The organism is Streptococcus mitis (genome assembly GCF_009496205.1).
Classification (GTDB): domain Bacteria; phylum Bacillota; class Bacilli; order Lactobacillales; family Streptococcaceae; genus Streptococcus; species Streptococcus mitis_BN.
This window is the reverse complement of the sequence record NZ_WIJO01000034.1, coordinates 1-21250: the sequence shown is the minus strand read 5'-3', so window position 1 is coordinate 21250 and position 21250 is coordinate 1. Positions and strand designations below refer to the sequence as shown.

The 21250-nt window shown below is 40.1% G+C and carries 17 protein-coding genes and 1 pseudogene; 14 read left to right on the top strand and 4 right to left on the bottom strand.

What is annotated here, in order from left to right; genetic code table 11:
* Positions 1-155: IS3 family transposase (locus GEZ85_RS06700; RefSeq protein ID WP_000352965.1), on the top strand; the 155-nt coding region annotated here is incomplete at its 5' end.
* 86 nt (positions 156-241) lie between these two features.
* On the top strand, positions 242-436 hold the full coding sequence (locus tag GEZ85_RS10370; protein WP_150922741.1) for a DUF5966 family protein: 195 nt from the start codon (positions 242-244) through the stop codon (positions 434-436).
* An 82-nt stretch (positions 437-518) separates the two neighbouring features.
* On the opposite strand, the gene GEZ85_RS06695 is transcribed toward GEZ85_RS10370, so the two are convergent.
* A complete protein-coding gene (locus GEZ85_RS06695) occupies positions 519-1379 on the bottom strand; it encodes a helix-turn-helix domain-containing protein (protein WP_084888245.1) in 861 nt (286 codons plus the stop codon).
* Positions 1380-1915: 536 nt separating this feature from the next.
* Here GEZ85_RS06695 and GEZ85_RS06690 point away from each other — a divergent pair.
* The 3 genes from GEZ85_RS06690 to GEZ85_RS06680 are packed head-to-tail and all read left to right on the top strand — an operon-like array spanning position 1916 to position 4313.
* Entirely contained in the window at positions 1916-2851 is a 936-nt protein-coding gene (locus GEZ85_RS06690; protein ID WP_125454379.1) for an ABC transporter ATP-binding protein, read from the top strand.
* Complete coding sequence (locus GEZ85_RS06685; RefSeq protein WP_153209829.1) at positions 2844-3584, top strand: ABC transporter permease; 741 nt, start codon at positions 2844-2846, stop codon at positions 3582-3584. Before GEZ85_RS06690 ends, GEZ85_RS06685 begins: the two co-directional genes overlap by 8 nt.
* Positions 3585-4313, top strand: coding sequence for an ABC transporter permease (locus GEZ85_RS06680; RefSeq protein WP_125454381.1), 729 nt, complete (start codon positions 3585-3587; stop codon positions 4311-4313).
* 144 nt (positions 4314-4457) lie between these two features.
* Here GEZ85_RS06680 and GEZ85_RS06675 read toward each other — a convergent pair whose 3' ends face one another.
* Positions 4458-4550, bottom strand: coding sequence for a type I toxin-antitoxin system Fst family toxin (locus GEZ85_RS06675; protein ID WP_084862780.1), 93 nt, complete (start codon positions 4548-4550; stop codon positions 4458-4460).
* Between the two features lie 132 nt (positions 4551-4682).
* Between GEZ85_RS06675 and ruvB the strand changes: the two genes are divergently transcribed.
* The 8 genes from ruvB (at position 4683) to glmS (ending at position 14660) form a co-directional block, all read left to right on the top strand.
* Positions 4683-5681 (top strand): Holliday junction branch migration DNA helicase RuvB, encoded by a 999-nt coding sequence (gene ruvB, locus GEZ85_RS06670; RefSeq protein ID WP_023946759.1) that lies wholly within the window; start codon positions 4683-4685, stop codon positions 5679-5681.
* Positions 5662-6234 (top strand): nucleotidyltransferase family protein, encoded by a 573-nt coding sequence (locus GEZ85_RS06665; protein ID WP_084862782.1) that lies wholly within the window; start codon positions 5662-5664, stop codon positions 6232-6234. Before ruvB ends, GEZ85_RS06665 begins: the two co-directional genes overlap by 20 nt.
* A gap of 230 nt (positions 6235-6464) precedes the next feature.
* The gene (locus tag GEZ85_RS06660; protein ID WP_153209830.1) at positions 6465-7223 is read left to right on the top strand and encodes an isoprenyl transferase; all 759 of its coding nucleotides are present in this window, start codon (positions 6465-6467) and stop codon (positions 7221-7223) included.
* Positions 7224-7231: 8 nt separating this feature from the next.
* The gene (locus GEZ85_RS06655) at positions 7232-8035 is read left to right on the top strand and encodes a phosphatidate cytidylyltransferase (RefSeq protein WP_023946755.1); all 804 of its coding nucleotides are present in this window, start codon (positions 7232-7234) and stop codon (positions 8033-8035) included.
* Positions 8036-8056: 21 nt separating this feature from the next.
* The gene (gene rseP, locus GEZ85_RS06650) at positions 8057-9316 is read left to right on the top strand and encodes an RIP metalloprotease RseP (RefSeq protein ID WP_153209831.1); all 1260 of its coding nucleotides are present in this window, start codon (positions 8057-8059) and stop codon (positions 9314-9316) included.
* 12 nt (positions 9317-9328) lie between these two features.
* Positions 9329-11182 (top strand): proline--tRNA ligase, encoded by a 1854-nt coding sequence (locus tag GEZ85_RS06645; protein ID WP_153209832.1) that lies wholly within the window; start codon positions 9329-9331, stop codon positions 11180-11182.
* 98 nt (positions 11183-11280) lie between these two features.
* Positions 11281-12660: a 6-phospho-beta-glucosidase gene (bglA, locus tag GEZ85_RS06640; RefSeq protein WP_153209833.1), complete on the top strand. Its 1380-nt coding sequence runs from the start codon at positions 11281-11283 to the stop codon at positions 12658-12660.
* Positions 12661-12851: 191 nt separating this feature from the next.
* Positions 12852-14660: a glutamine--fructose-6-phosphate transaminase (isomerizing) gene (gene glmS / locus GEZ85_RS06635; RefSeq protein WP_153209834.1), complete on the top strand. Its 1809-nt coding sequence runs from the start codon at positions 12852-12854 to the stop codon at positions 14658-14660.
* 222 nt (positions 14661-14882) lie between these two features.
* Here the strand turns inward: glmS and GEZ85_RS06630 are convergent, their stop codons facing one another.
* Together GEZ85_RS06630 and GEZ85_RS06625 are read right to left on the bottom strand one after the other, a co-directional pair.
* A complete protein-coding gene (locus GEZ85_RS06630; protein WP_153209835.1) occupies positions 14883-18770 on the bottom strand; it encodes a pullulanase in 3888 nt (1295 codons plus the stop codon).
* A gap of 106 nt (positions 18771-18876) precedes the next feature.
* Positions 18877-20361, bottom strand: a complete 1485-nt coding sequence (locus tag GEZ85_RS06625) for an AcpB/EbpR/MafR family transcriptional regulator (RefSeq protein WP_153209836.1) — start codon at positions 20359-20361, stop codon at positions 18877-18879.
* A 335-nt stretch (positions 20362-20696) separates the two neighbouring features.
* Here GEZ85_RS06625 and tnpA point away from each other — a divergent pair.
* Positions 20697-21083 (top strand): annotated as a pseudogene (gene tnpA, locus GEZ85_RS06620) (IS200/IS605 family transposase); the annotation flags it as partial.
* Positions 21084-21250 lie beyond the last annotated feature (167 nt).

Here is a 21250-nt window from a genome sequence, read left to right as displayed (position 1 = left end):
CGGAAATGTTTTACGGTTATGAGAAGTCATTTCAGTCGCTTAAGCAATTGGAACAAGCCATTGTAGACTATATTGATTACTACAACAATAAACGAATTAAGGTAAAACTAAAAGGACTTAGCCCTGTACAATACAGAACTAAATCCTTCGGATAAATTAATTGTCTAACTTTTTGGGGTCAGTACATTTTCAACACTGATATTATGCGTTTTTTGATTTTAAAGACTTTTTTCTCAGACTTATGATTGGTTTTGTCAGTTTTCTTATTTTCGTGGAGGGTTATGGAATTTATCTGTTCTTTACTGAATCCAACCTTTATGTAGAAGATTTATCCCAGAATGGATTATTTGGTTTTGTGACTTTCTTTATCATCTTTAATTTAGTTTTACTGGCTTTAGCATGCTGGGCAGGATACAAGTGGAAGAGGGGATATTAACAAAAGTGGAGAAAACTACATTAGTTCCTCTCCACTTTTATGTTTCTAGCTAATTGGTAATTATAACTTATTACGATCGAAGTCACCTATCCTTATCTTTCAAAAAATGGTCAATCTTAGCCATCAAGAGCTTGTGCTCGTATATTTTACAGATATCACGAGCCTGTAAATAATAGTCAAGAATTTCATCGTGCTTTAAAAAATCTTTTCCGGCGTTCGCAACGATAGTTAAAAGAGGCGCCAGCTGATAGCTGGTCTCTTTTTGTTTACAAAAGTCAATGGTTTCTAAGGCTTCTTGGACAGCTTCTAACTCCTTCCCTTTAGAGTGTAAATAATAGGCGAAATTATGTTTAACTCGAATATAACCAAATAAAAACTCTTGGTGGTTTAAATCTTTTTCCTGATACAAACTGATAAGAAGTGAGTTATTTTCTTCATATTCTGCATCACGCCCTACAGAAAAATAAAAATTAGATAAAGTATTGAGAAGTTTAAGATACACAGATGAGCTGATCGAAAGCTTTGGCAAAGCGTTTTCTAGACTGGCGATAGCTTCATCTTTGGAACTATGTAAGTAGAAAAGGATAATCGCTTGAATCCATAGAAGATAAAATTCATCCTCAGTAGACAGATACTGAGACTTTTCTTTTTCTAAGTTTAAGAGGTATTCTAAATCCTCGTAATTTCGATCTTCAAGTAATTTTTCTGCTAATTTCTTAAACGGTGTTATATTGGAAGTCATTTCAATCTGTTCATCGAAAAAATATTCTAAAGGAACTTGAAGCCGATTTGCAAGTTTATAGAGTAAATCAGCAGCAGGCATATAGTTGCCACGCTCTATTTTGCTGATTTGGCTTTGCTCACAAATTCCTTCGGAAAGTGTTTTTTGTGAGAAGCCTTTTTCTTTTCTCTTTGCTTTTAGTTTGTCAGATAATATGCTCATCTTTAAACCTTCTTTAAATAAATTTATGATTAATTATATACTTTTAATCTCTATTTTTCAACTTCCTGACACAAAAATAGTCTCAAAAGAATAAATAGAAAATAAACTGAAAAAAAGAATATTTTTATTGACAAAGAAGATTTAAAGTAGTACACTTACAAGTGTAAAGATAAGAAAAAGGTGGTTAATATGAGTATTTTAGCAAAGTTTCGTAAAATCATTTTATATCATCTTTTTTCAGGATTATTTTGTAAGCGTTTGCTTTAAAAAGCTATAAATCAACTACAATATATTTTGGGTTCGAGAGTTATACAACAAGATTCAACAATTAGTGTAGTTAATCTTGGACTGGAGGATTTATTTATTAAATGTTTGTGAAGTAACATTTATATAATGAATCGTGTCATAGATTGAAGGACTTAAAGGGGGTACTGTAAGTTTGCTATACCTTATTACCTTCTCATATAAGTAGTTATACAGGAACTACTCTATTATGTCTTTTGATGTGGGTGTATAGATATTAGGAGGAGAATAAAATGAGAAATCCAGTAATACAGACATCTAATTTATCAAAATCCTATGATGGGAAAATTATCTTAGATAAGATAGACTTTACGCTAAAACAGGGAGAAATTTATGGCTTACTAGGAAGAAATGGAGCTGGAAAGACAACCTTTATCAAGGCTATTTTAGGCTTGACAGCTATGGATAGTGGTGAAGTGAATATTCTATCTGAAAAACTGTTAGGTGAATTTTCTAAGGACTTGCTATCTCAAATCGGTGTGGTATTGGACAGTGCTTCTTTTTATCCTAATTTAACGGGGCCTGAAAATCTTTCTATTTTTGCGAGATTGAGAGGAGTTTCGCTAAAACAAGTAGAGCAAGCTTTACAAGTAGTAGGATTAGATGGAGAAAATAAAAAACTATTCAAACAGTATTCTCTAGGAATGAAGCAACGGTTGGCAATTGCTAACGCTATTATGCACCAGCCGAAAATTCTGATATTAGATGAACCAACAAATGGTTTAGATCCTATTGGTATCCTTGAAATGCGCCGTTATCTAAAGGAACTCAGTACCAATCATGGCATTTCGATTTTAATATCCAGTCACATTATTTCAGAACTTGAAAAGCTTGTAGATAGAGTTGGGATACTGCATGATGCCCACCTTATGGCTGAAAAGACTATGCAGGATTTGATAGATGGTGCAGAGAAAAGAAAAATCCACCTAATTGTTTCGGATGCTTCTCAAGCTAAGGAAGTGCTTTGCAGGATAAATCTGCAAGAACAGATTAGTATTCTTTCGGATATAGAACTTGAACTTCAGGGAGAATCACCTACTTTTGACATTGCGGTCGTATCTAACTCCTTAAAAGACAACGGAATAGTTCTAAAAGAATATTCTTATAAAAACAATGAAAGTTTAGAGAATTACTTTAAGCGGGTAACAGGAGGTGAGGGAATTGCTTGATTTAGTGAAGATTGAATTTCTCAAACAAAGGCATCAAAAACTGAATTTTGTCTTATATGGTGTTGTTTCCCTCTACCTAGCTCTCATCTGTTATTATGTAAATGATGCGAGAGGCTTGTTTGACTCCTTTCCCTTTGTCTATAAATTTTCTTTGTCTTATTTAAACTTTTTGATTCTCCCTTTGTATTGTGTTTCCTATACAATACAGGCATTTGGTGTAGAATATCGCTATCGCATCATGAACAACTTGAAACTCGCTTCAGCAAATCTAATGAAGACATTCTGGGCTAAGATTTTGTATATAGAAATCAATGCTCTGTGTATCATGTTATTCACCTATATTTCGGTTTCCTTATTCGCATTACTATCCCGCTTTTCTTCGACAGTCAGTTTGTCTTTATTATTAAGATTTTTCTATCTTTGTATGAGTAGTGGTGTCTTAATTCCCATGGGAGTATTTCCTTTAGTTGCTTTGGTCATGATAAAAGTCAGAGGCAAGGAGATAGTTGGAAATTTGGTCGGTGTCATGTATGTTTTAGTGTCATTTTTTTTAGCAAGGACGAGTCCAAATATCATTCCAGTAACAAGTGCTAACAGTTTAATCTGGGAAGGAAACAGAGAAGGAGTGGTGCTTCAACAGCCAGCTATCTTATCGATTATTGTACTAGGTTTATCTTTACTTGTTGTGTCTTTCTTGTCCATTAAATCTTGGTTAAGAAAGGTGGATGAATAAATGTTGATGCTAGAATTGATTAAACTAAGAAGGCGAAAGATACTGTATATGATTCCCTTTGTAACCATCCTGCTCTTTTTGTTAGAGTTTATGATTGGTCATCAGATTTATCAAGGACATTCGTACGGTAGTGTGAATGGCTGGTATGTAGAAAATGGTTTCTTCTTTTTGAACTACTATTTTCTCCTTCCTTTTGCGAGCATGATTTTAGTGGATTCGATAAGAATAGAACAAGTGTCTAAAACGATTTCAAATCTCAGACTGATTCCTATCGATTTGAAACGATTACTCCAAGCGAAGTTTATGCTTACTTTGTTGATAAATCTACTAGTCAGTGAATTTACCTTTTTGGCTATGCTTATCCTAGAGCTAATGGATGGTGATTTTGCTTTCTCTAGTCTTACAATTTTATCGTGGGGATTTGGTTATGGAGTAATTGCTTTTGCTTATACACTGTCTGCTGGCATTATTGTCCTCTTCTTAGGAAAATATCGGAAGGAACTTATTCTTGCCCTACCACTTGCCTTTTTATTGTCATTTGCAGGTTTGTTTACTTTAACAACGGTTGTTGGGAGATATTATCTGGCAAATTTACTACTAATCATCATGGAGGAATTCACGATTTTAACAGTTTCTGTATATGCCGTGTGGCTGATTACCTTGGTGGCATGTCTTCTTTATTTGTTGGCAGATAAACGCATGATGAACACTATTTTTGCTTATAAATGACAAGCTGAGTAGATGAGGGTATAAACCTTTGAAAAATTTTGTGAACTATGGGATAATAAAAAGGAATTGAGTACTAGTTCTATATCATGGACTAGAAAAGACCCCAAGCTAACTTCCACATTAAGCTCGGGGTCTTTTTTGACACTATTTGTCCTTGTTTAGCCATTTATCGACTAGCCGAAGAACGACACCGACCACAATCGGTTCGATGATAGTTTTAAGGATTAGTTCCATCATGGGCTATCTCACCTCCTTTCGTAGGCGGTGTAGTAGTGCCGTAGAATATTATTCCACATAAGTGTTAAACTCGGGAGGCACCAATCCAGTGGCTTTTTTGTTTGTGGATTTATTTTTTGATATAATAGAGCCATGAGTAGAATTTTAGATAATGAGATAATGGGGGACGAGGAGTTAGTAGAACGCACGCTCCGTCCTCAGTATTTACGTGAATATATTGGGCAGGATAAGGTCAAGGACCAGCTTCAAATCTTTATAGAAGCTGCCAAAATGCGGGATGAAGCGCTGGATCATGTGCTTTTATTTGGCCCTCCAGGCTTGGGAAAAACGACCATGGCTTTTGTTATTGCCAATGAACTAGGTGTCAATCTCAAGCAGACTTCGGGTCCAGTCATTGAAAAAGCCGGTGATTTGGTAGCGATTTTGAATGACTTAGAGCCTGGGGATGTTCTCTTTATTGATGAGATTCATCGTTTGCCAATGTCAGTGGAAGAGGTGCTTTATAGTGCCATGGAGGACTTCTACATTGATATCATGATTGGGGCTGGTGAAGGCAGTCGCAGTGTTCATTTGGAGTTGCCACCTTTCACTTTGATTGGTGCGACGACTCGGGCTGGTATGCTCTCAAATCCGCTACGGGCACGTTTTGGAATTACAGGTCACATGGAGTATTATGCCCATGCTGACTTGACGGAAATTGTTGAGCGGACGGCAGATATTTTTGAGATGGAAATCACTCATGAGGCAGCATCTGAATTAGCCCTACGTAGTCGTGGAACCCCTCGTATTGCCAATCGTCTCCTCAAACGCGTGCGCGATTTTGCCCAGATTATAGGGAATGGGGTTATCGATGATCTTATTACTGATAAGGCTTTGACTATGCTGGATGTTGACCATGAAGGTCTGGACTATGTGGACCAGAAAATCCTTCGCACCATGATTGAGATGTACGGTGGTGGTCCTGTTGGTCTAGGAACTCTTTCTGTTAACATAGCAGAAGAGCGTGAGACAGTTGAAGACATGTATGAGCCCTACTTGATTCAAAAAGGTTTTATCATGCGGACACGTTCTGGACGGGTGGCGACTGCTAAGGCATATGAGCATTTAGGGTATGAATATATTGAAAAATAAGGCTGAAATTTTAGACTCTTTCAGAGAAAATCCGGATATGATGGCTATTTTGACTATCATCCGAAACCTTGGTTTGAAAGATTCTTGGTTGGCAGCAGGTTCTGTCAGGAATTTCATCTGGAATCTCTTGTCAGATAAATCCCCTTTTGACTGTGAAACAGATGTAGATGTGATTTTCTTTAATCCAGATATTTCTTATGAGGAAACCTTATTACTGGAGAAAAAGCTACGAGAGGATTTTCCTCAGTACCAATGGGAGTTGAAAAATCAGGTCTATATGCATCAGCATAGCCCTCATACTGCTCCCTATACCAGTTCCCGTGATGCTATGAGTAAGTATCCAGAACGGTGTACGGCTGTTGGACTACGCTTGAATGAAGAATCCGATTTTGAACTCTATGCACCTTATGGTTTGGAGGATATTTTGAATTTTCAAGTTCGTCCAACTCCTCATTTTTTAGAGAATGAAGACCGAATGGAACTTTATCAAACACGTCTATCCAAGAAAAATTGGCAGGAAAAATGGAAAAATTTGATTTTTAAAAATCCTTAAGGAAACTTTAAGCTAGGAAGTGTATACTAAGTCCATAAGTTAAGAAGACCTTAACTTAAACTCCTAAAACTTTTTCATAATAATCTCCCTATAAAAATAAAGTCGCCAAATCAGGCGGCTTATTTTTTTGAAAAATGGTCTTGGTACCTGAGAATAAATAGCTTAGTGATAGAAGAAAATGGGGAAATATGGTATAATAAAACGATAGATTTTTGAATAGGAATAAGATCATGTTTGGATTTTTTAAGAAAGATAAGGCTGTGGAAGTAGAGGTTCCGACACAGGTTCCTGCTCATATCGGCATCATCATGGATGGTAATGGCCGTTGGGCTAAAAAACGTATGCAACCGCGAGTTTTTGGACATAAGGCGGGCATGGAAGCATTGCAAACTGTGACCAAGGCAGCCAACAAACTAGGCGTCAAGGTTATTACGGTCTATGCTTTTTCTACGGAAAATTGGAACCGTCCAGATCAGGAAGTCAAGTTTATCATGAACTTGCCAGTAGAGTTTTATGATAATTATGTCCCGGAATTGCATGCGAATAATGTTAAGATTCAAATGATTGGGGAGACAGATCGCCTTCCTAAGCAAACTTTTGAAGCTCTGACTAAAGCTGAGGAATTGACTAAGAACAATACAGGTTTGATTCTTAATTTTGCCCTCAACTATGGTGGACGTGCTGAGATTACACAGGCTCTTAAGTTGATTTCTCAGGATGTGTTAGATGCCAAAATCAACCCAGGTGACATCACAGAGGAATTGATTGGTAATTATCTTTTTACCCAGCATTTGCCTAAGGAGTTACGAGATCCAGACTTGATTATCCGTACTAGTGGAGAATTGCGTTTGAGCAATTTCCTTCCATGGCAGGGAGCCTATAGTGAGCTCTATTTTACAGACACCTTGTGGCCTGATTTTGACGAGGCGGCCTTGCAGGAAGCTATTCTTGCCTACAATCGTCGACAACGCCGATTTGGAGGAGTTTAGGAGGAAATATGACACAGGATTTACAGAAAAGAACCTTGTTTGCAGGGATTGCCCTGGCTATTTTCCTACCAATTTTAATGATTGGTGGACTCTTGCTTCAGATAGCAATTGGAATCATAGCCATGCTAGCCATGCATGAACTTTTGAAGATGAGAGGTCTAGAGACCATGACGATGGAGGGCCTCTTGACCCTCTTTGCAACCTTTGCCTTGACCATTCCCTTGGAGAATTACCTGACTTTTTTGCCAGTTGATGGGAATGTGGTTGCCTATAGTGTGTTGATTTCAATTATGTTAGGAACGACTGTTTTTAGCAAGTCTTATACGATTGAGGACGCTGTTTTCCCTCTTGCTATGAGTTTCTATGTAGGCTTTGGATTTAATGCTTTACTAGATGCTCGCGTTGCAGGTTTAGATAAGGCTCTCTTGGCCTTGTGTATCGTCTGGGCGACAGACAGTGGTGCCTATCTTGTTGGGATGAACTATGGTAAACGAAAACTAGCTCCGACAGTTTCTCCAAATAAAACCTTTGAGGGTGCCTTGGGTGGTATTTTAGGTGCGATTTTAGTAACCATTATCTTTATGATGTTTGACAGAACAGTTGCTCTTCCGTATGGAATTTACAAGATGTCAGTCTTTGCTATTTTCTTTAGCATTGCTGGACAATTTGGTGATTTACTAGAAAGTTCGATCAAGCGTCACTTTGGTGTCAAGGATTCTGGGAAATTTATCCCTGGACATGGTGGTGTTTTGGATCGTTTCGATAGTATGCTGCTCGTATTTCCAATCATGCACTTATTTGGGCTCTTTTAATCAAAAGACGGAGGAAATACTATGCTCGGAATTTTAACCTTTATTCTGGTTTTCGGGATTATTGTGGTGGTGCACGAGTTCGGACACTTCTACTTTGCCAAGAAATCAGGGATTCTAGTGCGTGAATTTGCCATTGGCATGGGACCCAAGATCTTTGCTCATATTGGCAAGGATGGAACGGCTTATACCATTCGAATCTTGCCTCTGGGTGGCTACGTTCGTATGGCCGGTTGGGGTGATGATACAACTGAAATCAAGACAGGAACTCCTGTCAGTTTGACCCTTACTGATGATGGTAAAGTTAAACGCATCAATCTCTCAGGTAAAAAATTGGATCAAACAGCTCTTCCTATGCAGGTGACCCAGTTTGACTTTGAAGACAAGCTCTTTATCAAAGGATTGGTTCTGGAAGAAGAAAAAACTTTTGCAGTGGATCACGATGCAACGGTTGTGGAAGCAGACGGAACTGAGGTTCGGATTGCTCCTCTAGATGTTCAATATCAAAATGCAACTATCTGGGGGAAACTGATTACTAACTTTGCAGGACCCATGAACAACTTTATCTTAGGTGTCGTTGTTTTTTGGATTTTAATCTTTATGCAGGGCGGTGTCAGAGATGTTGATACCAACCAGTTCCATGTCATGCCCCAAGGGGCTTTGGCTAAGGTAGGAGTGCCAGAAACGGCACAGATTACCAAGATTGGCTCACATGAAATTAGTAACTGGGAAAGTTTGATTCAGGCTGTGGAGACAGAAACCAAAGATAAGACATCCCCAAGTTTGGATGTGACTATTTCTGAAAATGGTAGTGACAAACAAGTTACGGTTACCCCAGAAGAAAATCAAGGTCGCTATCTTCTAGGTGTTCAACCGGGGATTAAGTCAGATTTTCTGTCCATGTTTGTAGGTGGTTTTACAACCGCTGCTGACTCAGCTCTCCGAATTCTCTCGGCATTGAAAAATCTGATTTTCCAGCCGGATTTGAACAAGCTAGGTGGACCTGTTGCTATCTTTAAGGCAAGTAGTGATGCTGCTAAAAATGGAATTGAGAATGTCTTGTACTTCTTGGCAGTGATTTCCATCAATATCGGGATTTTTAATCTTATTCCGATTCCAGCATTGGATGGTGGTAAGATTGTGCTCAATATCCTAGAAGCCATCCGCCGAAAACCATTGAAACAAGAAATTGAAACCTATGTCACCTTGGCTGGAGTGGTCATCATGGTTGTCTTGATGATTGCTGTGACTTGGAATGACATCATGCGACTCTTTTTTAGATAATCGAGGAATATTATGAAACAAAGTAAAATGCCTATCCCAACGCTTCGCGAAATGCCAAGCGATGCTCAAGTTATCAGCCATGCTCTTATGTTGCGAGCTGGCTATGTTCGTCAAGTATCTGCAGGTGTTTATTCTTACCTACCACTTGCCAACCGTGTGATTGAAAAAGCTAAAAACATCATGCGCCAAGAATTCGACAAGATTGGTGCGGTTGAGATGTTGGCTCCTGCCCTTCTCAGTGCAGAATTGTGGCGCGAATCAGGTCGTTACGAAACTTATGGTGAAGACCTTTACAAGCTAAAAAACCGTGAAAAATCAGACTTTATCCTAGGTCCAACTCACGAAGAAACCTTTACAGCTATTGTTCGTGATTCTGTTAAGTCTTACAAGCAATTGCCACTCAACCTTTACCAAATCCAGCCTAAGTATCGTGATGAAAAACGCCCACGTAATGGACTTCTTCGTACACGTGAGTTCATCATGAAGGATGCTTACAGTTTCCACGCTAACTATGATAGCTTGGACAGTGTTTATGATGAGTATAAGGCTGCTTATGAGCGTATTTTTACTCGTAGTGGTTTAGACTTCAAGGCTATCATTGGTGACGGTGGAGCCATGGGTGGTAAGGACAGCCAAGAATTTATGGCCATTACACCTGCCCGTACAGACCTTGACCGCTGGGTTGTCTTGGATAAGTCAGTTGCTTCATTTGACGAAATTCCTGCAGAAGTGCAAGAAGAAATCAAGGCAGAATTGCTCAAATGGATGGTTTCTGGTGAAGATACCATTGCTTACTCAAGTGAGTCTAGCTATGCGGCTAACTTAGAAATGGCAACAAACGAGTACAAACCAAGCAACCGTGTTGTCGCTGAAGAAGAAGTGACTCGTGTTGCAACTCCAGATGTTAAATCAATTGATGAAGTTGCAGCCTTCCTCAATGTTCCAGAAGAACAAACAATTAAAACCCTCTTCTACATGGCAGATGGTGAGCTTGTTGCCGCCCTTCTAGTTGGAAATGACCAACTCAATGAAGTTAAGTTGAAAAACCACTTGGGAGCAGATTTCTTTGACGTTGCAAGTGAAGAAGAAGTGGCAAATGTTGTTCAAGCAGGATTTGGTTCACTTGGCCCAGTTGCTTTGCCAGAGAATATTAAAATTATTGCAGATCGTAAAGTGCAAGATGTTCGCAATGCAGTTGTCGGTGCTAACGAAGATGGCTACCACTTGACTGGTGTGAACCCAGGTCGTGATTTTACTGCAGAATATGTGGATATCCGTGAAGTTCGTGAGGGTGAAATTTCTCCAGACGGACAAGGTGTCCTTAACTTTGCGCGTGGTATCGAAATTGGTCACATCTTCAAACTCGGTACTCGCTATTCGGCAAGCATGGGGGCAGATGTTTTGGATGAAAATGGTCGTGCTGTGCCAATTATCATGGGATGTTATGGTATTGGTGTCAGCCGTCTCCTTTCAGCAGTGATGGAGCAACACGCTCGCCTCTTTGTTAACAAAACGCCAAAAGGTGAATACCGTTATGCTTGGGGAATCAACTTCCCTAAAGAATTGGCACCATTTGATGTGCACTTGATTACTGTCAATGTCAAGGATGAAGAAGCGCAAGCCTTGACAGAAAAGCTTGAAGCAAGCTTGATGGGAGCTGGTTACGAAGTCTTGACAGATGACCGTAACGAACGTGTCGGAGTCAAATTCAGTGATAGCGACTTGATTGGATTGCCAATCCGTATCACTGTTGGGAAGAAAGCGGCCGATGGCATCGTAGAAGTTAAGATTAAAGCGACTGGTGATACTATCGAAGTTCATGCAGATAACGTGCTTGAAACGCTTGAAATTCTCAGCAAGAAATAAAAACTATAAACAGAAGAAAAACAAGGAAAAAATGTAACTAGTTTTTACCTTGTTTTTTCTGTATAATGGGAAAAATGAGTAGATAAAGAGGTAAATGTATGCTAAGATTTCCAAAGGATTTTGTCTGGGGATCCTCTACTTCTGGACCACAAACAGAAGGACGTGTAGCTGGTGACGGTAAGGGAGATAATCTCTGGGATTATTGGTACCAAGTGGAGCCAAATCGTTACTATAATGGGATTGGTCCAGATAAAACATCAACCTTTTATGAAAACTGGGAAAAGGATATTGAGCTACTGTTAGAGACTGGTCATACGGCCTTTCGGACTTCTATTCAGTGGTCACGGATTTTTCCACAAGGGCGTGGAAAAGTCAATGCTCAAGGTGTGGATTTCTATCGTAAGGTTTTTGAGGCTATTAAGGCTAAGGGGATTCGTCTTTTAGTCAATCTTTATCATTTTGATTTGCCTTTTGTCCTTCAAGAGGATGGTGATGGTTGGGAAAATAAGGCGACTGTCTCAGCCTATGAAGACTATGCTCGTTTTTGTTTTGAGACTTATGGAGATTTAGTGGATCAATGGATTACCTTTAACGAGCCAATTGTTCCAGTAGAATTTGGATATTTTTACGATGCCCATTATCCACATAAGGTGGATGCAGAGGCAGCCGTTAAAGTAGCTTATCATACACAATTGGCCAGCAGTCGGGCGGTTAAGGCCTGTCATGAACTCTTGCCTGATTCCAAGATTGGGATTGTCCTCAACTTGACACCGGCTTATCCACGTAGCCAGCATCCTGCTGATGTCAAGGCTGCTCGTATTGCGGCCCTTTTTCAGGCCCAATCTTTCTTAGATCCGTCTGTTTTGGGGACTTATCCACAGGAGTTGGTAGAAATCTTGCATGAATACGGTCTCTTGCCTGATGCTACAGAGGAGGAGTTGGATCTCATTCGTGACAATACGGTGGACTTCCTTGGTGTCAATTACTATCAACCTTTGCGTGTTATGGCTCCTCGATTTGCTAAGCATCCAGAGAGTCCACTCTTGCCAGAACATTTTTATGAGCCTTATGTGATGCCTGGACGTAAAATTAATCCTCACCGTGGCTGGGAGATTTATGAGCAAGGGATTTATGACATTGCCCAAAATATCAAGGAAAATTATGGCAATATTGAGTGGATGTTGACAGAGAATGGTATGGGTGTTGAAGGAGAAGAAAAATTCCGTGAGAATGGAATGATTCAAGATGATTACCGTATTGACTTTGTAAAAGGTCATCTTCGCGAACTTCACCGTGCCATTGAAGACGGAGCCAATTGTAAGGGCTACTTGATTTGGACCTTTATCGATTGCTGGTCATGGCTCAATAGCTATAAAAATCGCTATGGCTTGGTCGAATTAGACTTGGAAACGCAAGAACGTCGTCTGAAGAAATCAGGGCACTGGTTCAAGGAATTAAGCGATAATAATGGATTTTAAAAAGGACTCTGACTGATTATCCTAATTGGTCAGAGTCTTTTGCTAACAGGAGCGTAATTTGAACTATACCAATTTTTACTCTTGACAAGTGAAAGAAACAAGTATATACTGTTTTTGCTGATTCTATAAAAGAGGAATTAGACTATACCAATTTTAAGGAGAAAGCACAGCTGGTCTGTGTCGTATATACTATGTGTGGAATTGTTGGTGTTGTTGGAAACACAAATGCAACTGATATTTTGATTCAAGGGCTTGAAAAGCTCGAATACCGTGGCTATGATTCTGCGGGGATTTTTGTCCTAGGTGGTGCTGAAAACCACTTGGTGAAGGCTGTTGGTCGTATCGCAGAATTGTCTGCTAAGACAGCTGGTGTGGAGGGGACAACGGGTATCGGACATACTCGTTGGGCTACTCACGGAAAACCAACGGAAGACAATGCTCACCCACATCGCTCTGAGACTGAACGTTTTGTTTTGGTGCACAATGGGGTCATTGAGAACTACCTTGAAATCAAGGAAGAATACCTTGCAGGTCACCACTTTAAGGGGCAAACAGATACTGAAATCGCTGTTCACTTGATTGGAAAATTTGCGGAAGAAGAAGGTCTCTCTGTTCTTGAAGCCTTCAAAAAAGCTCTTCACATCATCCGTGGTTCTTATGCTTTTGCCTTGGTTGACTCACAAGATCCTGAAGTCATCTACGTAGCTAAAAATAAATCACCACTCTTGATTGGTCTTGGTGAAGGTTATAACATGGTATGCTCAGATGCTATGGCTATGATTCGTGAAACCAACCAATACATGGAAATTCATGACCAAGAGTTGGTAATCGTCAAGGCTGATAGTGTGGAAGTTCAAGACTATGATGGAAATCGTCGTGAGCGTGCTAGCTACACTGCTGAGCTAGACTTGTCAGATATCGGTAAAGGAACTTACCCTTACTACATGCTTAAGGAAATTGACGAGCAACCAACTGTTATGCGTAAACTAATCCAAGCCTACACAGATGAGGCTGGTCAAGTAGTAGTAGACCCAGCTATCATCCAGGCTGTTCAAGACGCAGACCGTATCTACATCCTTGCAGCTGGGACATCTTACCACGCAGGATTTGCTTCTAAGAAAATGTTGGAAGAATTGACAGATACACCAGTTGAACTTGGAATTTCATCTGAGTGGGGTTACGGTATGCCACTTCTCAGCAAGAAACCACTCTTCATCTTTATCAGTCAGTCTGGTGAAACGGCGGATAGCCGTCAGGTTTTGGTCAAGGCTAATGAAATGGGAATCCCAAGCTTGACAGTGACAAACGTACCAGGTTCAACTCTTTCACGTGAAGCCAATCATACCATGCTCCTTCATGCAGGTCCTGAAATTGCCGTAGCATCAACCAAGGCCTATACAGCGCAAATTGCAGCCCTTGCCTTCTTAGCAAAAGCAGTTGGAGAAGCAAATGGCAATGCCAAAGCGCAAGCCTTTGATCTGGTTCATGAATTGTCAATCGTAGCTCAGTCTATCGAATCAACTCTTTCAGAGAAAGAAACCATTGAAGCCAAGGTTCGTGAGCTTCTTGAAACAACTCGCAATGCCTTTTACATTGGACGTGGTCAAGATTACTACGTAGCCATGGAAGCAAGTCTCAAACTCAAAGAGATTTCTTACATCCAGTGTGAAGGTTTTGCGGCAGGAGAACTCAAGCACGGAACTATTGCCTTGATTGAAGAAGGAACGCCTGTCTTGGCTCTCTTGTCAGATCCAGTCCTTGCCAACCATACTCGCGGAAATATCCAAGAAGTGGCAGCTCGTGGTGCCAAAGTCCTCACTATCGCAGAAGAAAATGTTGCCAAAGATACAGACGACATCGTTCTTACGACCGTCCACCCTTATCTCTCACCAATTTCAATGGTCGTACCAACGCAATTAGTCGCTTACTTTGCAACACTCCACCGTGGCCTTGATGTGGACAAACCACGTAATCTTGCTAAGTCAGTAACAGTAGAATAAGCTAAAAAGTCTAGTTATCTAGGCTTTTTCTTGTGAGCAAACTAGGAAGCTAGCCGCAGGCTGTACTTGAGTACGGCAAGGTGAAGCTGACGTGGTTTGAATTTGATTTTAGAAGAGTCTTAATAAAAAATCCTAATCGAGTTTATTATGACGGCAAATATTGTGCAAAAATCAATCCCCCGAGCGTTAAGGCTTGGGGGATTGTTCTATAGGAGGGCTAGTTTAGTTCTCTTTTTTGTTTTTTAACAAGAACCCGAGACCTAGGAGTGCAAGGAGACTAATTCCTGCAAACAGGAGTTTGTGATCGTTTTTGGTTCCTGTATTTGGAAGTTCAGCTTGTTTAGCTAGGGACGCAGGTATATTTTCCTTGCTAGAGTTTTCTACCGATTCGTTTTGAACAGCTTCACTTACAGATGATGGTTGTGCTTCTTGTGCTGGTTGTGAATCAGTTGTAGCTTGCTTGGGTTTATCTTCTGCATCAGCTACTTTGGCATCTGGTTTTGCAGAATCAGGTTTAGTTTGTGGAGCTGGAGTTTGCTGTTCCGGTTTGACTACTCGGTTGGACATATTGTCTTGGCTGTTATTTTGACCGTGTTCTTGTTTTAAGCTAGAAAGATCAAATTCTGGTTTTTCTTCCATAGCTGGGGCAACAATGGCACCGCCTTGAGAGACTCGAAGAACAGTAGCTGTAAGGGCATTTAATTTCAAGCCTTTTTCAGTCCACTCAAGTCCTTTCGGGTTGGCAATTCCGACTGGCCCTGCTTGGTTTTCATCTGCCAAAACTTCAGCATTTCTGAGGTGGGCAAAGGCAGTTCCCAAATTAAATTCGCGGGCTTTTTCGTCAGCATTGACAAAGACTGCATAGATGTCTCCATTTGGAGCAGTGATTTGGTAGCCAATCACTACATCCTCTTTTTCTACACCATTTTGACCTGGGACAGTGATGAGGTGGACACGGTCTTTGATATCTTGGAGACTCTTAAGTCGGAAGGCATCTGTAGATTGACGAAGGGCAATCAAACCTTTCATATAGTCACGGCTCTTGACATTTTCAGGATATGCTTTTCCATCTGTAGCCTTAGTCCAGTCAAACTTGTTAATAGCATCACTCGAATCGTAAGAGTCATGGATGAAGTACGGATAGTCAAATGGATTGCCGTCCTTATCACGCAACAAGTGAGATTTGTTTGGTTGTTTGTCCTCTGCTACTGGAGTCTTGTAGGCTGGGTCACGGAATTGTTTGGTACGTCCATATTCCTGACCAGAGTGGATAAACGGAGTTCCTTGAGCTGTCAAGACCATGAGATTTCCAAGTCGCAAACGACGATGAATTTCAGCATAGTTCTCAGCTTTGCTTGGATCTTTTTTGATAGATTGGGCGATGATGTCAAAGAGGGTCAAGTTATCATGGGCTGCGATGTATTGGATGACATCTCCAGGGCTGTCAGCTTCAAAGTTGGTTGGTTGAGCAATGAGATTTTTGAAGATGGTGTTGATATCACGCTTGCCACCTGTGATAAAGGCAGGTTGGCCTTCGTTTGGATAACCAGACTTGAGGTTGTTACGGATGTCATCTGAAAAGACAGCGACAGTATCGGTATGTTTCATCCAATCTTGGTCAGCAGCTTTAGTAGGCATGTTTTCATCACCAGCATAGGTTCTCCAACCTTCACCAAGCATGATGAGGTTTGGATTGAGGGCGCGTGCAGCCTTGTACGCTTCTTCGATAGAAGCGGCATCATGGTCTCCCATCATATCGAAGCGGAATCCATCTACTTTGTAGGTATCAACTAGATATTTGATAGAGTCAACTAGGAGTCGTTTGGTCATATGGTGGGTTGTTCCCAAGCGTCCACCACCAAAGCTAGTGCGAGGTGTCCCATCAGCATCCATAAAGTGGTAGTAGTTTGGTTCTAAATCTTCAAAGAGATCGACCTTGGCTGTATGGTTGTAAACTACGTCCAGGATAGCTCCCATGCCACGTTTGTGGATTTCGTTGATGAGGTTTTTAAATTCTGCGATTCGTTTTTCTGGATTTTTAGGATCGCTTGAGTACATACCAGTCAATGAGAAGTAGTTTTGAGGGTCATATCCCCAGTTATAGTTGCTGTTGCTTGAAGCATAGTCAGACAAGCGTTCATGGTTTTTCAATTCATTGACAAAGTAGTAAGACAAGACTGGAAGGAGCTGGATGTGGGTCACACCCAAGTCTTTGAGGTAGTCTAGTTTTTCGATAAAGGCTTCAAAGGTACCAAATGGTTTGGTCAAGTCTTTTGCAATGGCAGGATCTGAAGTGAAGTCACGCACATGAGCTTCGTAGATAACGGCATCTTCACGAGTCTTGAAGTTGTGAATCTTACCATAAGTTAAGTCTTGAGGTCCTAGTTTGGCTGGATCTACAAAGGCAGCTTTAGCCACTTTATGGGCATCGTCAATCTTGGCATCGTCACTATTCCAAGCAGCGAGAGACTTAGCGTAAGGATCGAGTGCAAGAACAGTTTTACCCTGACGCTCGATTTGGTATTGATAATAGTATCCAGTGAAATCTGTGATTCCTAATTTGTTTGTGCTATCTAGAGTTTGTTTCCAAGTTCCTCTTTCCCCTTTTTCAAGAGCGACAGTTCCAACTACTTTGTCAGGGTCATTCTTGTCGTAGACAACAACAGAAACCTTATCAGCACTTGGTGACCAAAGGGTTAAATCAACTTGTTTTCCTTCTTCTTTTAAGTCAGCTCCAAGTTTGCCATCATAACTGTAAGTCTCATCTTTAAGTCGCCAGCTTGTTTTGGTAGTGAATTGGTCGGAATTGTAGCTAACAGTATATGGATGTTTTGTATCTGAGAAATCTCCGCTGTAGGTCACTTTCTTACCAGCTTCATCGATTGCAACATCGGTGATAGTTACTTTGTTTCCTAGGTGATTAGTGATGTTGGAGTGTTTGAGGATATCTTCTTTTTTAGCACCGACAAGTGTTGAAAAACTACTTTCAATGCTAGAAGTTCCTACGTGTTGAGCTCCTGTCATGCGGATATCGTGCACATAGTAGGGGTTGGTGTAGATGGTTTCGTCATCGTCTTTTAGGAAAATTTGGCTATGATTTTTCAAATCTGTGAACTTATAATCTTCTTTACGGATTTTCACATCGTCTCCTTGTTTCTTTCTGTCTAGTAATAAAAATCCAAGATCTTTAGCTGCATCTTTGAGTGGAATATCGATATAGCGACCATATTTGCCTGTAGCCGTAAAGTCTGTTCCGTTAGGCCATTCACCACTACTTGGATTTTTCACATCTCCCCAGTACCAGAGAGATTTTTTCTCATAGTTGCCATCTGTACGGTAGTAGTTGACGCGAATAGTTCCTGCAGGTTGTGGCTCGTAAGAGAAAACCTTGTGATCTTGGTCCAACCAAGCCTCATTCATCTTTGGTGCCAGTTTTTCTACCGATTTATCGCCGGTCAGATTTTTCCCAGCTGTATTATTGATGAGGAAGCTAATTTTCTTGGCTTGCTCTCCTTTTAATTTGATATCTAGGTAATAGCCATAGTCATCTTTTTTGGCATCCTTGAAGGACAAGGCTCCGTTTGGCCAATTTTCAGATGGTTTTTCAACATCGTCCCAAGTCCATAGCCCTTGAGAATCCTTGTTTTCTTCAGGAAGTTTTTTGACATGGATACGGAAGTAGTTGTCTTCGATTGGCTCTTCTGCTTTAGTTTCAGTTGTTACTGGACTCGTAGAAGTAGTTGGTTCACTTGAACGATCTTGCCCGGTTTGTGGTGCTGAATCGGCTGGGGTTGCAGCAGGAGTGGTTGCCTCTGTTGCAGGTTTTTCTTCTGTTTTCTCTAGGGAAGTGTTTGCATTATTAGGCGAAGAAATATCACTTTCGTTCTTACCAGAGTTAACTACTGTATCAGTAAGAGGTTGTGCAAGGGCAGTAGTAGTTTCATTACTAGTTCCCTTATTGCTTGTAGTATTTTCGTTTGCTGAGATAGTTGGTGTAGCCATGGCAAGCAGGACAAGGCTTGCTCCAATAAGGACAGAACCAGTTCCATTTTTGAGGGAACGGATGCTGTAAACCATTTTTTTCTCAGTGTGAGATGGTGTTCTTTTCATAATCAATCTCCTATAAATGAATTTCTTTATCAGTATAGCACGTAGTAAAACAATATGCAAGCGTTTTCCTAAAATTAAACTAAAAGAAAAATCGCAACAAATTTTGTTACGATTCAGCCAGCCTTTCTTTATGAATTTGTGAAGCCAGCAGGTGGAGGTGATGAAATAATTCTGAAGAAGAGAAGTTACGATTGTAGATAACTGGTTTAGGAGAGTTAGTGACAGGAAAGGTGGTGATCACAATATCGTGAGGGATTTGATTGAGAATTGAGAAAGAAATAGTAGATTCTTCCCAAGGATCAAATAGATAGAGATTGTTACCGTAGTGAGCAAGGGTGTCGATTAGGTTTTGTGCGTGATGGCTATCCAAATGACTAATGACTAAAACCCGTATTTTGGGGAGTTTTTGAAGTAATTGGACTAAAATTCGCTGCCCTTGAATCGAAAAGGTGTAGACAAGTTCTTGTAGCTTACTTGGGTGATTTTCTAGCCCCATTTCAGTCAGATAAGATTGGAATTTGTGTTGACTTACTTCAAATAGTTTTGGAAATTCTACCTGATAATTACTTAAAATTTGGGATTTCTGTTTGTCAAGAGACTGGTCACTGAGTAGATGGAAGAAATCAGATTGGGCAGTGTAGTGGAGGAGCCAAATCAATTCCTCGCGATTTTCAATCTGTAGGTGAAATTCTTTAGCTAGTTCTTCTAGAATTTGGCTTAATAGACGGTAGGATTTTTGAATGTGCTGAATATCACCCATTGCTCCATTGTTAGGCTTGTTTGTGAGTTGAGGAGACTTTACTGGGTTTGAAAATAGCTGTTCTAGTGTCTCCTTTGTAGCTTCAAAATGTAGCTTTTTAGCCAGCTTTTTGATCTCTTGTGCAAACTGCGGAATCTGCATGAGGGAGCTGTAATGACTGGTTAAAAGAGGAGTAGGATTTTCAATCAAATGACTCTTATTAAAGCGCTCCAGATTGATAGCTAGAGTATATTTGATTTGCCGTAAACTACTGAGGTTGGGTGAAACTTGTTGGGCCTTCAAAAATAGCTGAATCAAGTGAGTGAGTGCTTCTTCAGAAATAGAAGGGAAGGGCCAATCAAGAAAGGTGTAACTTTGGCTAAAGTAGTCCAGATAAAAGGCGCGGATGTCCTCTTCTGTTCCCTCCATGACCAAAGGGGAAGGTTGGATAGTGATATTGTAGTGTTGGGGAAGGAGTGTGTTAAGACGATGAATGATTTCCTCAATCTGCTCTGGATTAGTCGAAAGCGCCTGGCACATTTGGTCAAGTGATTGTCCCTCTTTGAAAAACAGACAGTTCAAAAAAGAGTAGGTTGTAGATTGTTCAAAGATTGCAATTCGAGGATCCAAGGTGTTTTGGAAGTCAAACTGCAATTGGATGCCTTTTTTTCTTGATTGAATTAGGAGGTTTGGAAATAATTGCTCGAGCCTAGAAAGATGTTCTTGCAATTCTTCTATTGAAAAATTCAGATTTTTAGCTAAGACTGGAATTTCTATCCAATCATGGTGCTTGGTCAATTCTTCCAGTAAGAATAGCAAGTCTTGTTCTTTTTTAGTCAGCAAGATATTCATAATAAACCTCCATATATATTTATACATATATATTAAAAGAAAAGCCTAGTAAAGTCAAGAAAAATAGCCTAGGATAAAATAGGAGAATCTGAATTTACTATATTTTCCTGGGACCATTAAACTGAAAATGAAGATTGAAAAGTGATAGTAGAATGCAAATTTTTATAGGAAAAGATTACGGCTAATTATGTGACTATTAGTCCGTCTCGCTCCGTTAGGTGCGAGACAAAAAAACCACCCGCTATGCGGGTGCGTGTCGAAGATTATACCCAAAAAACTCCAAACGCGATACAATAAAGGTGTTCAAGCCAATTATAAAGCGAAAGGAGAAAAATATGGCACAAAAGGCACACAGTTTATCGCACACAAAGTGGCACTGTAAGTATCACATTGTGTTCACCCCTAAGTATAGACGAAAAGTCATCTATAATCAATATCGAAGTAGTTTAGGCGAAATATTTCATTGCTTGTGTAGTTATAAAGGAGTTGAAATTATCGAGGGTCACTTAATGCCAGACCATGTACATATGTTAGTAAGTATTCCACCAAAGATAAGTATTTCAAGTTTCATGGGTTATTTAAAAGGAAAAAGTTCACTCATGATGTTTGACAAACACGCTAATCTCAAGTACAAGTTTGGGAATCCGCATTTCTGGGCAGAAGGTTATTATGTAAGTACAGTAGGGCTTAATGAAGCCACAATTAAGAAATATATCCAAGATTAAAGAGTCTGGGACAATAGTCCCTTATTTCCCAAAAAAACAACGGATTTGCCGTTGCTTTTTTGCATGGTTACGATAGTCTTGGTAAAATAGAATTGCTTAATAAATCATTTAGAAAGGCCATCCCATGCATATTCACTATAACACAAATCAAACAACTTTACCAC